This window comes from Micromonospora sp. NPDC049891, assembly GCF_040660295.1.
In the GTDB taxonomy this organism is placed as follows: Bacteria; Actinomycetota; Actinomycetes; order Mycobacteriales; family Micromonosporaceae; genus Micromonospora.
Window position 1 is genome coordinate 122,408 of the sequence record NZ_JBFAML010000003.1, and the last position, 14,552, is coordinate 136,959.

Here is a 14,552-nt window from a genome sequence, read left to right on the forward strand (position 1 = left end):
TCCACTGATACCGACAGAACCAGAGTTGAGCCTATTCCACTCAACCTTGTAGTCGTGATGTGAGTCACATCATTTCAGTCGGTCTCCAGGTTCACGGCCACCCAGGTCCGTTCGGCGACCTCACCGGTACCGAGCAGGACCCCCTGTGGCGCGGCCGCGAACAGCGTCCCGTCGAACAGAACCCGCAGCGAGTGTTCGGCGGTGACCGGCCAGGGCAGGTCCAGGTAGTGGTCGCCGATCACCGCCCCCGCGCCCCGTGGACTGATCACCGCCGCCGTACTGCTGCCCAGTGGCACCACCCGCCCCGAATCCGGATGGCCCTCCGCCGGCACCCTGGACCAGTCGGTCAAGTTGGTGAGCCGCCACAGCGCCGGGAAGCTCGTCCGGTCGGGCCGCTCGCCGATCAACCACACCTCGTTCGGGGTGACCGCCGCGCGCAGCACACCGATCTCGCCCTCGGGTGGCGGGACCCTTCCCCGCTCCCAGGTGTCGCCGTCCCACGACGACGCGACCGACGGGCTGCCGTCCTCGGTCAGCCCCGCCACGATGACGGGATGGTGGGACGAACCGACGCCGCGCGGACCGCCGTCGGTGACCGTCTGCACCACGGGAACCGGCGGCTGGTTGGGCAGCGGACGCAACACACCGGCGTCCCAACGCCCCACCTTGCCCGACTCCTCGATGACCTGGAACCGTCCCTGGGCCTCCTGCCACTCGGCTGGGGCCGCCTCTCCCGGGCTGCGCCGGAAGGTCTCGCCGCCGTCGGTGGAGGTCCACCAGCCGTGCGGTTCGGCCCAGAGAGCGAGCACGTCGATGGTGGCGTACAACTGCTGGTTCTCCGCCACCGGTTTCGGGTGGCGCAGCGACTGCCAGGACCGGCCTCCGTCACGGGTCGACCAGAGCAGGGCGGGGCAGTCCGGGCCACCGGGCGGGCGGCCGTCGCAGGTGGCGAAGAGGGCGTACCCGCGTTCGGCGTCGACGAATTCGACGTACGCCGGGTCGTACCGCTCGGGTACCGCCAGACGGGTAGTGCGGGTCTCCGCGACGGGCCTTGGGACCGGCGGCGGCGGGGAGGCACTGTCCGACACCGTCGGCTCGGGTGCCGGCGCGGTCCGACGCACGTCCCCGATCGAACAGCTGGCGAGTGTCATCACCAGCGCGAACAGGGGCAGAGTGCGGGCCTGACGCGTGGTCATTCGGCCTCCGACGCGAGAGTAGCCTGAGCGCGTGCGAGTACGTGTCGAACAGACGGCCTTACCGGGAATCGGCGTACGTCATGACATGATGACGGAATCCGGCCGACGGTTGGGGGTCGTCTCCCATCGCAGCGGCCGCCGGGATCTCGTCCTGTACGACCCGGGAAGACCCGGACGGCTGCTCGGCGGACATCCCGCTCACCGACGACGAGGCGGAGGCGCTTGCCGACATCCTCGGTGCGTCGCTGATCCTCGGACAGCTCTCCGGGCTACGTGAGCAGGCCGCCGGGCTGCTCACCGAGCAGATCGCCGTCCCGGCCTCCTCCACCTACGTCAACCGGCCCCTGGGCGACGCCAAGGTACGCACCCGCACGGGTGCCTCGATCGTGGCGATCCTGCGCTCCGGCGAGGTGATCGTCTCGCCGGAGCCCACCTTCCGTTTCGCGGCGGGCGACGTGCTGGTCATCGTCGGCAACCGGCAGGGTCTGGACGGGGCCAACGCGATCTTCGCCGCCGACGACCCGGCCGGCTGAGGCCCGGATGCACGACTTCAGCACCCTGCTCATCGAGGTTGGCGGGCTGCTGTTCCTGCTGGGTCTGCTCGGACGGATCAGTCGCCGGTTCGGGCTCTCCCCGATCCCGCTCTACCTGCTGGCGGGGCTGGCGTTCGGGCACGGCGGCGTGCTGGAGCTGGACGCCAGCGAGGAGTTCTTCGCCGTCGGGGCAGAGATCGGCGTGATCCTGCTGCTGGTGATGCTCGGCCTGGAGTACTCGGCCGACGAGTTGCTCGGCAACCTCCGCTCGGCCGCACCGGCAGGGCTGCTCGACGCGGTGCTCAACGTGCTGCCGGGAGCGGCGTTCGCGCTGCTGCTCGGCTGGGGCTGGGTGGCCGCGGTGGTGCTCGGCGGGATCACCTGGATCTCGTCGTCAGGGGTGATCGCCAAGATCCTGGCCGACCTGGGCCGGCTCGGTAACCGGGAGACGCCGGTCGTCCTCTCCGTGCTGGTAATCGAGGACCTGGCGATGGCCTTCTACCTGCCGTTGCTGACCGCGCTGTTGGCTGGAGTGGGATTCGTCAAGGGCGGCGTCTCGCTCGCCGTCGCGGTGCTGACCGTGATCACGGTGCTGGTGATCGCCCTGCGCTACGGCGGTGTCCTCTCCCGGGCCCTCTCGGCCGGCAGCGCCGAGGCACTGCTGCTCGGCGTGCTCGGGCTGACCCTGCTGGTGGCGGGAATCGCGGCGAAGCTCCAGGTGTCGGCCGCCGTCGGTGCGTTCCTGGTCGGCATCGCGCTCTCCGGGCCGGTCGCCCACCACGCCACCGAAGTGCTGACTCCCCTGCGTGACCTCTTCGCCGCCGTGTTCTTCGTCTTCTTCGGGCTCGCCACCGACCCAGGGCACATTCCGCCGGTGCTGCTGCCCGCCCTGCTGCTCGCGCTGGTCACCATGGCGACCAAGACGCTCACCGGCTACCTGGCCGCCCGTCGGGCCGGCATCGCCGAACCGGGTCGCTGGCGCGCCGGCCTGGCCCTGGTCCCCAGGGGTGAGTTCTCCATAGTCATCGCCGGAATCGCCGTGGCCTCCGGCAGCGTCTCGCCGAAACTGGCGGCGCTCGCCGCGACGTACGTGCTGATCACGGTGGTCACCGGGCCGATGCTGGCCCGACTGCCCGACCTCGCCTGGTTCCGGCGGTGGCTACGGACCCGGGCGGCGGCGCAGCGGGCCCGAGTTGCGGCCGCGACGGACCCGGCGTGAGCGCCTGACCGGCCGAATCGACCGTCCGGAGGACCCCCGCCAACCAAGAGATGCCGAATTGCTTCCCGCAGGGTCTACCGGTACTCACCGGTACCGCGTTAACGTGTCGCCCCAGCAGCCAGGGTTCGCGGTGGGCACACGCCCCCGCGGGCGAGAGCGGAAGGTTGGCCGGTGAGCGTGCAGGAGTCAGCGTTCCACGGCTTCGCCAACCCCGTCGACCCGACCCCGGCGGAGTTGCGAGCGTGGGCTTATCAGCCTGATTCGGTCCCATTGACGTCGATGCCGCCCGACTGGGACCTGCTGGTCTCCGGTGACCGGCTGGTGACAACGCTGTTCGAGCTCGCCATGGACACCCGTTGTCCGGCTCGCCGGTTCGCGCTGCACTGCCTCTACATCTACGCCGCCGACGGAATCCGGACGAACTTCCGGGCCCACCCGAAGCGTCGCTTCCGCAAGCTGGTGGACCAGGCCGAGCGGAACGGCGACGAGATGATGCGCAACTGGGCGCACAACAGTCGGGTGCTGCTGACCCGGCCGGAGCTCTTCGTGTACCGGGAGTGGTGCGAGGGCGGCCTGGTGCGGGAGAACCGCCGGCTCTGAACGCGCCGAACGGGCCGGGACCCCCCGTGGCTCCCGGCCCGCACGTCGGCGGATCGTCAACGCGACCCGCCCCGCTCGCGCCGATGCTGGTCGCTGCGCACCTGGCCGGCACCACGACCGACCCGACCGCTGCCCGCGGCGGCCCGATCGCCCCGGCCGCTGAACCTGCCGGCCTGGATCTGGTCGGAGAAGCGTCCCTTGGTGAGCCGGTCGAACCGGTGTTGCACGTTCTCCGCCAGGTCGTCGAGGCGCTGCTCCGTCTCCTCGGCCACCTTCCTCGCCGATTCCGTCATGGCTCCCCCCGCCAGATCGGAGTCCGGATTGAGATGGTTTAGACCTGATTCCTGAAGGCTAATCGAGACAACCCGTCCAGCGCTCGGGTTTGCGGAAATACGAGTTCCTCCCGCCACCACCACGAGGGCACGAGGGCCGCGGAGAAGCGAGAAGGGGTGCGGCTCCGTCGATCGGAGCCACACCCCTCTTGCCGAAACGGGCGTCAGCGCCCAGGGCTGCGTCGGGGACGCCAGACCACCAGGGCGGTCGAGGTCTGGTTGGTGGGAACGAGATCACGGCCCGGGAAGCGGGCCAGCGACTCCAGCTCGGCCATCCGGCGGTACGCGGCGTCGAGTTCCGCCTCCAGCTGGGCGACCCGCTGCTGCGCCTGCTCCAGCAGCCGCTCCAGCCCGATGATGCGCTTGATCCCGGCGAGGTTGACACCGTCGTCCTGGCTGAGCCGCTGCACCTCGCGCAACAGCACCACGTCCCGAACGCTGTAGCGCCGCCCACCACCGGCCGCCCGGCCGGCCTGCACCAGGCCGAGGCGGTCGTACTGGCGCAGCGTCTGCGGATGCATGCCCGCCATCCGCGCCGCAACCGAGATCATCAGCACCTTGGCCTCGTATGCCGGGTCATCCGAGCCGACGAACCCGTCCATCCCGCTCACCTCCGCACCGCTTCACCGATCAACCGAATCGACGCACCCGCGCGTCGAGATGTTCCCGGGCCGCCGGCGGGGTCTGCTCGGCGAACGTCTCCAGAGCGGCCCGTGCCTCGTCCGAGACCCGCGCCGGCACCACCACGTCGAGGGTGACCAGCAGGTCGCCGCTCTGCCCGTCCCGGCGGCTGACACCCTTTCCCCGGGCCCGCAGGATGCGACCGCTCGGCGTACCCGGCGGCACCCGCAGGGTCACCGCGCCGTCCAGGGTCGGCACCCGCAGATCGGTGCCGAGGACGGCCTCCGCGAACGTGATCGGCACGGTCAGGGTGAGGTCGTCGCCGGTGCGCCCGAAGACCTCGTCCGGCCGGACCTTCACATGCACGAACAGATCGCCCGCCGGACCGCCGCGCTCACCCGGCTCGCCCCGACCGGCCAGCCGGATCCGCTGGCCGTCAGCCACCCCGGCGGGGAAGCGGACGTTCAGCGTCCGGGTCTTGGTGACCCCGCCGGTGCCCTGGCACTCCGGGCACTTCTCGTCCACCACCGTGCCCACGCCCTGGCAGTTACGGCAGGGCTCGGAGAAGCTGAACGCGCCCTGGTTCCGGTTGGTGACTCCGGCGCCGTGGCAGACCGGGCAGGTGCGGGGCTGCGTGCCGGGCTTGGCGCCGTTGCCGTGGCAGGTGTCGCAGACACCGGGGGCGCGCAGTGTCAGCGGCAGGGTCACGCCGCGGACCGCGTCGTTGAAGTCGAGCGCCACCTCGGTCTCGACGTCGCGACCCCGGGCCGGACCCGGCGCGCCGGCACCCCCTCCGCCGGAGAAGATCGAGCTGAACAGGTCGGAGATGTTGCCACCGGCGAACCGGCCACCACCTGCCTGCGCGCCGCCGAACAGGTCTGAGACGTCGAACGGCGCACCGCCCGGCTGGCCCGCCTGGCGGGCACCACGCCGGAACGCGCCCGAGCCGAACAGCGAGCGCAACTCGTCGTACTCGCGACGCTTCGCGTCGTCGCCGAGCACCGCATACGCCTCGGACACCGCCTTGAAGCGTTCCTCGGCCTTGGCGTCGCCGGGGTTGTGGTCCGGGTGCGACTCGCGGGCCAGCTTGCGGTACGCCTTCTTGATCTCATCAGCCGGGGCGGTCTTCGCCACGCCCAGGACCGCGTAGTAGTCCTTCTCGATCCAGTCCTTCGAACTCACCCGTACACCTCCTCCCCACCTCCGGGCCCGGTCCGCCCCGCCCACCGGGTCTCGGTGAGCGGGGCGGCCGGGTCACCGTCGCGCACTATTCCGGATCGGCGACCGCGACCATCGCGGGCCGCAGCAGTCGCTCACCGATCTGGTAGCCCCGACGCATCACCTGCACGCAGGTCGGCTCGGTCACGTCGGCCGAGGTCTGGTGGGCCACCGCCTCGTGCCGCGTCGGGTCGAACGGGTCACCCTGCTCACCGAACGGGGTCAGCCCGAACTTGCCCAACGCGGTGATGAGCTGCTCGGCCACCGAACCGAACGGGCCGACCAGGTCGCCGTGCTCCCGGGCCCGGTCGAGATCGTCCAGGATCGGCAGCAGCGCGGCGAGTACGGAGCCGGTCGCCTGCTCGGTGACCAGGCCACGGTCGCGCTCGACCCGCTTGCGGTAGTTGGCGTACTCGGCCGACACCCGCTGCACGTCGCGGGTGCGCTCGTCCAGCTCGGCGCGGAGCGCCGCCAACTCGGCACCCAGCCCGCCGGCAGCCGGCTCGGTCGACGCCTCGCCGACCGGCCGGGCCGGAGAGTCCACCACTGGCGGGCCTTCGGTGGTGGACGGTTCGCTCAGCGCACTCGCCTCCACCTCGATCGAGTCGACCACCACCTCGGCGTCCTCGACCAGGCCCTCCGCCGGCACGTCCGGTCCGGCGTCCGCCGCCGTACCGTCGGGCTCGCGGATCTGACTGATCTTGCGGTTGTTGCGGATGACGACCCGCGGCGCGTCGCCGGCGGCCGGCTCGGACGCCGAGCCACCCGGCGCCGACCCGGTGTCACCCGGGTCGGCGGCTCGTGGCTTCTCCGTCATACGACTACCTCATCCCTCTGCCCGTGAGCTCGCGTGGCCAGGACCGTCACTTCTTGTCCTCGTCCACGATCTCCGCGTCGACCACGTCGTCCGCACCGGGCCGCGCGCCGCCGGCCTGCGCGCCGCCGGTCGCACCGGCGGCACCGGCCGTACCGGCACCGGCCTCGCCGCCCTCCTGGGGCTGCTCGGCCTGCTGGGCGTAGAGCAGCGAGCCCGCCTCCTGGGAGACCTGCGCGAGCCGCTCGTGCGCCGACTTGATCTTCTCGATGTCGCTGCCACCGAGAGCGCCGCGCAGCTCACCGAGGGCCTCGTTGAGCTTCTCGCGGTTCTCGGCGGGGAGCTTCTCACCGTTCTCGGCGAGGAACTTCTCGGTCTGCCACTGCAGGGCCTCGGCCACGTTGCGGGTCTCGGCCTCCTCGCGGCGGCGCTTGTCCTCCTCCGCGTGCTCCTCGGCGTCCCGGCGCATCCGCTCGATGTCGTCCTTCGGCAGCGAGGAGCCACCGGTGATCGTCATCTTCTGTTCCTTGCCGGTGCCCAGGTCCTTCGCGTGGACGTTGACGATGCCGTTCGCGTCGATGTCGAAGGTGACCTCGATCTGCGGCACGCCGCGCGGGGCCGGCGGGAGGCCGGTCAGCTCGAAGGTGCCGAGCTTCTTGTTGTACGCGGCGATCTCACGCTCGCCCTGGAAGACCTGGATCAGCACCGACGGCTGGTTGTCGTCGGCGGTGGTGAACACCTCGGACCGCTTGGTCGGGATCGTGGTGTTGCGCTCGATGAGCTTGGTGAAGATGCCGCCCTTGGTCTCGATGCCCAGACTCAGCGGCGTCACGTCGAGCAGCAGGACGTCCTTGACCTCGCCCTTGAGTACACCGGCCTGAAGGGCGGCGCCCACGGCGACGACCTCGTCCGGGTTGACGCCCTTGTTGGGCTCACGGCCGGTGAGCTGCTTGACCAGCTCGGTCACGGCCGGCATCCGGGTCGAGCCACCGACGAGGATCACGTGCTCGACGTCCGAGACCTTGATCCCGGCGTCCTTCACGGCCTGCTCGAACGGGCCCTTGCAGCGGTCCAGCAGATCCTGCGTCATCCGCTGGAACTCGGCCCGGCTGAGCGTCACGTCCAGGTGCAGCGGGCCGGCGGCACCGGCGGTGATGTACGGCAGGTTGATGTTGCTGGTGGTGGCGGCGGACAGCTCGATCTTGGCCTTCTCGGCGGCCTCCTTGAGGCGCTGCATCGCCATCTTGTCCTGCGACAGGTCGATGCCGTGCTCGCCCCGGAAGGTCTTCACCAGGTGGTCGATGATCCGCTGGTCCCAGTCGTCGCCGCCGAGCAGGTTGTCACCGCTCGTCGACTTGACCTCGATGACGCCCTCGGCAAGCTCCAGCAGCGACACGTCGAAGGTGCCGCCACCGAGGTCGAAGACCAGAACGGTCTGCTCCTTGGAACCCTTGTCCAGGCCGTACGCCAGCGCGGCCGCGGTCGGCTCGTTCACGATCCGCAGCACGTTGAAGCCGGCGATCTCACCGGCCTCCTTGGTGGCCTGACGCTGGCCGTCGTTGAAGTACGCCGGGACGGTGATCACCGCGTCGGTGATCTGCTCGCCCAGGTAGGCCTCGGCGTCCCGCTTGAGCTTCATCAGCGTCCGGGCCGAGATCTCCTGCGGGGTGTACTTCTTGCCGTCGATGTCGACGGACCAGTTGGTGCCGATCTCCCGCTTGACCGAGCGGATCGTCCGGTCCGGGTTCGTCACCGCCTGGCGCTTGGCGACCTCGCCGACGAGCACCTCGCCGTTACGGGCGAACGCGACGATCGACGGGGTCGTCCGCGAGCCCTCAGCGTTGGCGATGACGGTGGGCTCACCGCCCTCCAGAACGCTGACGCAGGAGTTCGTCGTGCCGAGGTCGATACCGACCGCACGTGCCATCTTCGCTTCCTCGCTTCGTTACGTTGAGCAGGTGACGGGCCCTCCCGTCGCGCTGCGCGGCGGTTGCCGCCCACAGCGCCCCCACCTCAAGTTGAGTGAACTTGACTCAATAGTGCCACGCCCCCGGGAATCGTCAAGTCAGGGTTGAGTCGGATCGACGCAACTCGTCAGTCCTACTGACCGGTTGTCTTACCTTGTGTCGGTCGGGCACGCTTTAGCGGTGACGACGCATGGCGATCCCGCCTCACTGTCCGGCGCGCCCGCCGTCGCAGCCCGCACCGGGTCCACCGGCGCCGGGGAGGACCGGCCCGCGGCCACCGGGGACGACACCCTGCCAGACGCCCTGACCGGCCTGCGTGCCGCGATCGGGGAGGCCCGGTTCCCGCTGGCCCTGCCCTCGGCCGAGCCTGCGGCGCGTACCGTCGCCTCCCTCGCCGACCAGCTCGACGACTACCTGCTGCCCCGCCTGGCCCGCCTCGACGCACCGCTGCTCGTGGTGGTCGGCGGATCCACAGGCGCCGGCAAGTCGACACTGGTCAACAGCCTGGTGCAGGCCCGGGTCAGCGCTGCCGGGGTGCTGCGGCCCACCACCCGATCCCCCGTCCTGGTCTGCAACCCGGCCGACTCGGCCTGGTTCCGCCGGGGAGAGCTGCTGCCCGGGCTGACCCGCACCAATCAGCCCGGCGACGATCCCCGCACCCTGCACCTGGTCACCGCGCCGGCGCTTCCGCCAGGGCTGGCGTTCCTGGACGCACCCGACATCGACTCGGTGGTCGACGCCAACCGGGCGCTGGCCAACCAGCTGCTCGCCGCCGCCGACCTCTGGCTCTTCGTCACCACCGCCGCCCGCTACGCCGACGCCGTCCCCTGGGAACTGCTGCACGGCGCCCGGGCCAGAGGTGCGGTGCTCGCCCTGGTGCTCAACCGGGTGCCCGCCGAGGCGACCGACGAGGTGGCCACCCACCTCGCCGAGATGCTCGCCGAGCAGGGTCTCGACTCGGCACCGCTGTTCGTACTCCCGGAGACCTGGGTCGACGGGCAGGGCCTGCTCCCGGGTCGGAGCACCGCGCCGCTGGCGGACTGGTTCGCCCGGCTGGCGGCCGACGCGGACGCCCGCTCGGCGGTGGTCCGGCAGACGCTTGGCGGCGCGCTGGCCCTTCTGCATCCCACCGTCGAGAGCCTGGCCGCCGCCGTCGACGAGCAGGTCGCCGCCGCTGACGCGATGGACGACCGGGTACGTGCGGCGTACCGGGCCGCGAACCGGACCGTCGAGCAGGGACTGCGCGACGGTCGGCTGCTCCGTGGCGAGGTGCTCGCCCGTTGGCAGGAGTTCATCGGCACCAGCGACATCTTCCGCACCCTCGAGGCCCGGATCGGCCGGCTGCGGGACCGGGTCATGGCCGCGTTCTCCCGCCGTCCGGCCCCCGCCGTCGAGCTGCGGGACGCGATCGAGTCGCAACTGGTCACCCTGCTGCGGGGCGTGGCCGCCGAGGCGGCCGAGCACGCGTACACCGGATGGAAGGCGCACCCGGCCGGGGCGGCCCTGCTCGAACCCGACCTCGCCCACCATTCCGCCGACCTGCCGCAGCGCGCCGAGCGGCTGGTCCGGGACTGGCAACGCGGCGTGCTGGAGCTGGTCCGGGCCGAGGGCGGCGACCGACGCTTCGTGGCGCGGACGGCGGCGTACGCGGTCAACGCCACCGGGCTGGCCGTGATGATCGCGGTCTTCGCCTCCACCGCTTTCATCCCGACCGGGCTGGAGGTCGCCACCGGGGCCGGCACCACCCTCGCCGGACAGGCGGTGCTCCAGGCGATCTTCGGCGACCAGGCCGTGCGTACGCTGGCCCGAAAGGCCCGGGAGGATCTGCTGGAGCGGGTGACGGTGCTGCTGGACGAGGAGGCCACCCGCTATCTCGTGCGGACCCGGCAGGCCCGGCCGCCGGCCCGCACCGCGACGGCGCTGCGCCAGGCGGCCGAACGGGTGGAGGCGGCCCGCCTGCGCAGCGGCTTCGCCGACGCCGCGCCTGCGCTCAGCGCCCAGACGGCGGGCGCCGACGCCCCGGTGACCGATGGGGAGCAGCGGTGACCGGCATGGGCGGGCGCCTCCGTGAGGCGCTGCGGATCGCCGACGGGCGGGTGGACGCCGACCAACTGGTCGCCAGACTGGAGGCGGTGCGGCGGTTCCTCGGCATCGTCGACGGCCACCTGCCGGACACCCCGCTGGTGCCGGCACGAACAGTTGTCGAACGGGCCGGCACCCGGTTGGCCCTGTCGCGCGACCACACCGTGGTCGCGTTGGCCGGTGCGACCGGCAGCGGCAAGTCGAGCCTGTTCAACGCCATGGCCCGGATGGACCTCTCACCCGTCGGGGTACGCCGACCCACCACCGGTGTCACCCACGCCTGCGTCTGGGGCCCGCTCGACGGCGGCACCCGGCTGCTCGACTGGCTCGGCGTGCTCCCCCGCCACCGGTTCGTCCGGGAGAGCCTGCTCGACGGTGACGACGAGTCGACCCTGCACGGGCTGATCCTGCTCGACCTGCCCGACTTCGACTCCGTCCAGCACTCGCACCGGCTGGAGGTGGACCGCCTGCTCGGCCTCGTGGACCTGGTGGTCTGGGTGGTCGACCCGCAGAAGTACGCCGACCGGGTGATGCACCGCAGCTACCTGCGCGAGTTCCACAGGCACCGGGACGTCACGGTGGTCGTGCTCAACCAGACCGACCGGCTGCCTCCGGCCGAGGTGCCCCGGGTGCTGGCCGACCTGCGCCGCCTGCTCGACGCCGACGGGCTGGACGGGGTGCCCCTGCTGGCCACCACAGTGGCGGACCCGGACGGTCCGGAGCGGTTGCGATCGGCGCTGGAGCGCACCGTCGCCGAACGACAGGCCGCACTGCGTCGTCTCTCCGGTGACGTGGACGCCGTCGTCGACGCACTTGACGACATGGTCGGCGCGCCCCGCACCGCGCTCGCCCCGGACGATCCCGCGGTCGCCGCGCTGGATCGTGCCCTGTGCGCGGCAGCGGGGGTGCCGACGGTGGTGGAGGCGGTCGAGCAGGCGTACCGGCATCGTGCCGCAGCGGCCACCGGCTGGCCGTTGATGCGGCTCTGGCGGCGGCTGCGGGCCGACCCGCTGCGCCGACTGCACCTGCCCGAGCGGCGGGCCGGCGGTGATCCGGAGGAGAACCTGTTGGCGGCCACTTCCGTACCCGAGCCCAGCGCGGCCGACAAGTCCGCGCTGGCGCTGGCCCTGCGGACGGTGGCCGAGCGGGCCGGGGCCGGGCTGCCGAACGCCTGGCCGGACGCGATGGCCGCGGCGGCCCGGTCCCGCCTCGGCGACCTGCCGGACGCCCTGGACGGTGCGCTCGCCGGCACCGACCTCGGGATGGACCGGCCCCGTACCTGGTGGCGACTGGTCGGTGGGGTGCAGTGGCTGGTGACGCTGGCCGCGGTGGCCGGGTTGGGCTGGCTGGTGCTCGGCTACGGGATGCGGGCGCTGGGGTTGCCGGAGCTGCGGCACCCGATGGTAGGTGAGGTGCCGGTGCCGACCCTGCTGCTGCTCGGTGGGTTGCTGGCCGGGCTGCTCGTCGCAGCGCTGACCCGTCCGCTGGTGAGGTGGGCTGCCCGACGGGTCCGCCAGCGGGCGGAGACGCAGCTGGTCCGGGCCGTGGCCAGCGTCGGCGAGCAGCATGTGCTGGCCCCGGTGCGTACCGTGATCGCCGCGCACGCCGACGCACGCACCGTCCTCGAGGTCGCCCGCCACCGCTGACCCGGCCCGGTGAACGTTCCTGGACACCGCACGATCGGCGTAGGGTCGGGTCATGGCCACGCCAAAGACCCCTTACGACGCGGTGCTGCACGCCGCACGCGACGTGACCAAGCTCGACTCGGCCTTCGACGCGGAAATGCTCGGTGCGGCACTGCTGGGCAGCGTGTACGAGGTCGCCGAGACGGACCGGGAGGCGGCGGTACGGGACTTCGTGGGCGGCTTCCTCGCCGCCACCTCGCGACGACGGACGGTCGCCGCGACGACGGTCCGGGCCGTCTTCGCCGCCCTGGTGCCGGACGCGGCCGGCGCGGACCGGGTCCGGCCGGGTGCGACCGCACCGGCCTGGTCCGGGCAGCTCGGCAAGGTGCACCTCACCGGCACCTGGGCGTACGGCGACGTGTACGGCGACCAGACCTCCTACCTGGCCACGTTCGCCTATGACGACGCCACGGGAGGGCCGGAACACGCCCTCGTGGCCCTGATCGACCACAACATCGGCATCACCAAGGACGTCTTCGTCGGCGGCCCGGCGGACCGGATCCTGGAGCAGGTCCGGCAGCTGTGCGCCGAAGACGAGCTGACCTGGTTCCGGGAGGAGAGCCCGACCCGGATGCGCGACGAGGTGAGCCGGCACCTGGCCGTCACCGATCACCTGGGTCAGCTGCCCGGTGCCGCCTCGCTGGCCACCGACCGGGCGCTCGTCGGGGCGCGGCTGGCGGTCCTGCCGGCCGCGACCGCGCCACCACCCCGGCAGGCCGACGACCCGCTGCCCGACGCCGAACGGGCCGCGGAGATCCGCCGCTTCCTGGCCTCGCCGGACGCCGCCCGGGCCGGACTGGACGCGGTCGACGGCGCCGAGCTGGCCTCACTGCACTTCTGCCTGGGCCTGCTGCTCGACCACGCGGCCACCTTTCCCGACGCCGACCCGCTCCGGTGGAGTCCGACAGTCGCTGGCCTCTTCCTGCTCGACTGGGTGCACCGACGGGCGGTGCTCGACATGGACGACGCGGCGATGCTGCCCCGGGTGCTGCGCGCCTGGGCCGGGTACGCGGCCCGTCGGCGCGGGCTGCCCGAGTCGGCCGCCGCCGCGACGGATTCCGCGATCGAGGAGATGGTGCCGGAGTTCGTCCGGCTCTACGCGACCGGCGAGCGGCGCAGCCCGGCCACCGCCGCCGTGGCCCAGTTGATGGCGGACGGCATCGACCCGGACGACCCGGCGGCCCTGGACGCCTGGATCGAGGCCAACCGGCACCGCCTCTCCGACGACGGCTGAACGCCAGGCCACCACCCGCCCGGACCGGCGGCTGAGCGCCCGGCCACCGGGCCGCCACCAGCCCGGCACCGGCCGACCGGCGGCTGCACTCCAGGTCAGCGGTCCGCCACGCGCCCGGCACCGTCCGTCGTGCCGGCGGTGGGCCGGCACCTGTCGCGCAGCCGGATCCGGGCCCGGGGACGGGCGCTGCCGTTGCGCTCGGGCGTGCCGGGCAGCGCCGGTTCGGTGATCGCGCTGGTCGGCGAGGAGTCCGTCGTGGGCTCGGCACCACCCGGGGTCACCGACGGACCCACTGAAGCGCTCGGGGCGGCGGACCCGGAGGGTGCGCTCGACGCACTCGGGCCGGTGGTCGGCGGGTCACTCGACGCGGAAGGATCACTCGACGGGCTCGGGTCGGTGGTCGGCGGATCGTTCGACGCGGTCGGGTCGACCGGGTCGCTCGGGTCGGCCGAGGCGGTGGGTGGGTCCGGATCCCCGGTCGGCGTAGGCGAGCCGCTCGTCGGTGCCGGCGACGGCGTCGGGGTCGGGGTCGGGGTCGGGGTCGGGGTCGGCGTGCGGGTCGGGGTTGGTGCCGGACGCGGGGCCGGTGTGCTGGTGGGCGGCCGGGGCGCCGGTACGGTCGCCGGCACGCCCGGGCGGCGGGCCGGCGCGTGCTCGACAGGTGTGCCGACGGTCGTCAGCCGCGGCGTGGGCACCACGGGGTTGACCGGCGGTGCCGCCGGCTCGACCGAGGGCACCGCGGTCACGGTGGCGGTCGGAGCACCGGTGGGTGGTGGCGGCACCACCACCGGACCGACGGAGGGCGTCGGGATGAAGGGGGTGCTGCCGTCCGGCAGCGCCGTGCTGCCGACCGTCGCGGAGCCGGTGCTGATCGCGGCGAGGACCGGCATCGAGGCCGTGCCGGCGAGCAGCGCCACCGTCAGCAGATAACCCCGGGTGGGCCCGGCGGTACGCACGGCCCGGTGCGCACCCACCACGCGCCGGTAGCCGGGTGCCCGGTGCCGGCCGAGGATCGGCGTCCCGGGACCTTCACCTGGTTCGGACACCACGC

12 protein-coding genes and 1 pseudogene are annotated in these 14,552 nt (G+C 72.5%); 7 read left to right on the forward strand and 6 right to left on the reverse strand.

Annotated features, from left to right (window positions below):
• Positions 1 to 74: 74 nt before the first annotated feature.
• Positions 75 to 1,196 carry a hypothetical protein gene (locus AB0I71_RS05955; protein WP_357582126.1) on the reverse strand — a complete coding sequence of 374 codons (1,122 nt, stop codon included), beginning with the start codon at positions 1,194 to 1,196 and terminating at the stop codon, positions 75 to 77.
• 31 nt (positions 1,197 to 1,227) lie between these two features.
• On the opposite strand from AB0I71_RS05955, the pseudogene AB0I71_RS05960 reads away from it, so the two are divergent.
• The 3 genes and pseudogenes from AB0I71_RS05960 to AB0I71_RS05970 all read left to right on the forward strand — a co-directional run bounded on the left by AB0I71_RS05960 (position 1,228) and on the right by AB0I71_RS05970 (position 3,548).
• Positions 1,228 to 1,729 (forward strand): annotated as a pseudogene (locus AB0I71_RS05960) (cation:proton antiporter regulatory subunit).
• A gap of 7 nt (positions 1,730 to 1,736) precedes the next feature.
• A complete protein-coding gene (locus tag AB0I71_RS05965; RefSeq protein ID WP_357582127.1) occupies positions 1,737 to 2,948 on the forward strand; it encodes a cation:proton antiporter in 1,212 nt (403 codons plus the stop codon).
• A gap of 171 nt (positions 2,949 to 3,119) precedes the next feature.
• Positions 3,120 to 3,548 carry a hypothetical protein gene (locus AB0I71_RS05970; RefSeq protein ID WP_357582128.1) on the forward strand — a complete coding sequence of 143 codons (429 nt, stop codon included), beginning with the start codon at positions 3,120 to 3,122 and terminating at the stop codon, positions 3,546 to 3,548.
• A 56-nt stretch (positions 3,549 to 3,604) separates the two neighbouring features.
• Here AB0I71_RS05970 and AB0I71_RS05975 read toward each other — a convergent pair whose 3' ends face one another.
• The 5 genes from AB0I71_RS05975 to dnaK all read right to left on the reverse strand — a co-directional run bounded on the left by AB0I71_RS05975 (position 3,605) and on the right by dnaK (position 8,460).
• A complete protein-coding gene (locus AB0I71_RS05975; RefSeq protein WP_357582129.1) occupies positions 3,605 to 3,841 on the reverse strand; it encodes a hypothetical protein in 237 nt (78 codons plus the stop codon).
• A gap of 203 nt (positions 3,842 to 4,044) precedes the next feature.
• On the reverse strand, positions 4,045 to 4,482 hold the full coding sequence (locus AB0I71_RS05980; RefSeq protein ID WP_164446726.1) for a MerR family transcriptional regulator: 438 nt from the start codon (positions 4,480 to 4,482) through the stop codon (positions 4,045 to 4,047).
• A gap of 28 nt (positions 4,483 to 4,510) precedes the next feature.
• Entirely contained in the window at positions 4,511 to 5,683 is a 1,173-nt protein-coding gene (dnaJ, locus tag AB0I71_RS05985) for a molecular chaperone DnaJ (RefSeq protein ID WP_357582130.1), read from the reverse strand.
• 85 nt (positions 5,684 to 5,768) lie between these two features.
• The gene (grpE, locus tag AB0I71_RS05990) at positions 5,769 to 6,536 is read right to left on the reverse strand and encodes a nucleotide exchange factor GrpE (RefSeq protein WP_357582131.1); all 768 of its coding nucleotides are present in this window, start codon (positions 6,534 to 6,536) and stop codon (positions 5,769 to 5,771) included.
• 46 nt (positions 6,537 to 6,582) lie between these two features.
• Positions 6,583 to 8,460, reverse strand: coding sequence for a molecular chaperone DnaK (gene dnaK, locus AB0I71_RS05995; protein WP_357582132.1), 1,878 nt, complete (start codon positions 8,458 to 8,460; stop codon positions 6,583 to 6,585).
• A 220-nt stretch (positions 8,461 to 8,680) separates the two neighbouring features.
• On the opposite strand from dnaK, the gene AB0I71_RS06000 reads away from it, so the two are divergent.
• The 4 genes from AB0I71_RS06000 to AB0I71_RS06015 all read left to right on the forward strand — a co-directional run bounded on the left by AB0I71_RS06000 (position 8,681) and on the right by AB0I71_RS06015 (position 14,431).
• A complete protein-coding gene (locus tag AB0I71_RS06000) occupies positions 8,681 to 10,546 on the forward strand; it encodes a GTPase domain-containing protein (protein WP_357582133.1) in 1,866 nt (621 codons plus the stop codon).
• 5 nt (positions 10,547 to 10,551) lie between these two features.
• Positions 10,552 to 12,228 (forward strand): GTPase, encoded by a 1,677-nt coding sequence (locus AB0I71_RS06005; protein ID WP_357582134.1) that lies wholly within the window; start codon positions 10,552 to 10,554, stop codon positions 12,226 to 12,228.
• A gap of 52 nt (positions 12,229 to 12,280) precedes the next feature.
• Positions 12,281 to 13,501 carry a hypothetical protein gene (locus tag AB0I71_RS06010; protein WP_357582135.1) on the forward strand — a complete coding sequence of 407 codons (1,221 nt, stop codon included), beginning with the start codon at positions 12,281 to 12,283 and terminating at the stop codon, positions 13,499 to 13,501.
• 129 nt (positions 13,502 to 13,630) lie between these two features.
• Complete coding sequence (locus AB0I71_RS06015) at positions 13,631 to 14,431, forward strand: hypothetical protein (RefSeq protein WP_357582136.1); 801 nt, start codon at positions 13,631 to 13,633, stop codon at positions 14,429 to 14,431.
• Positions 14,432 to 14,552: the final 121 nt, after the last annotated feature.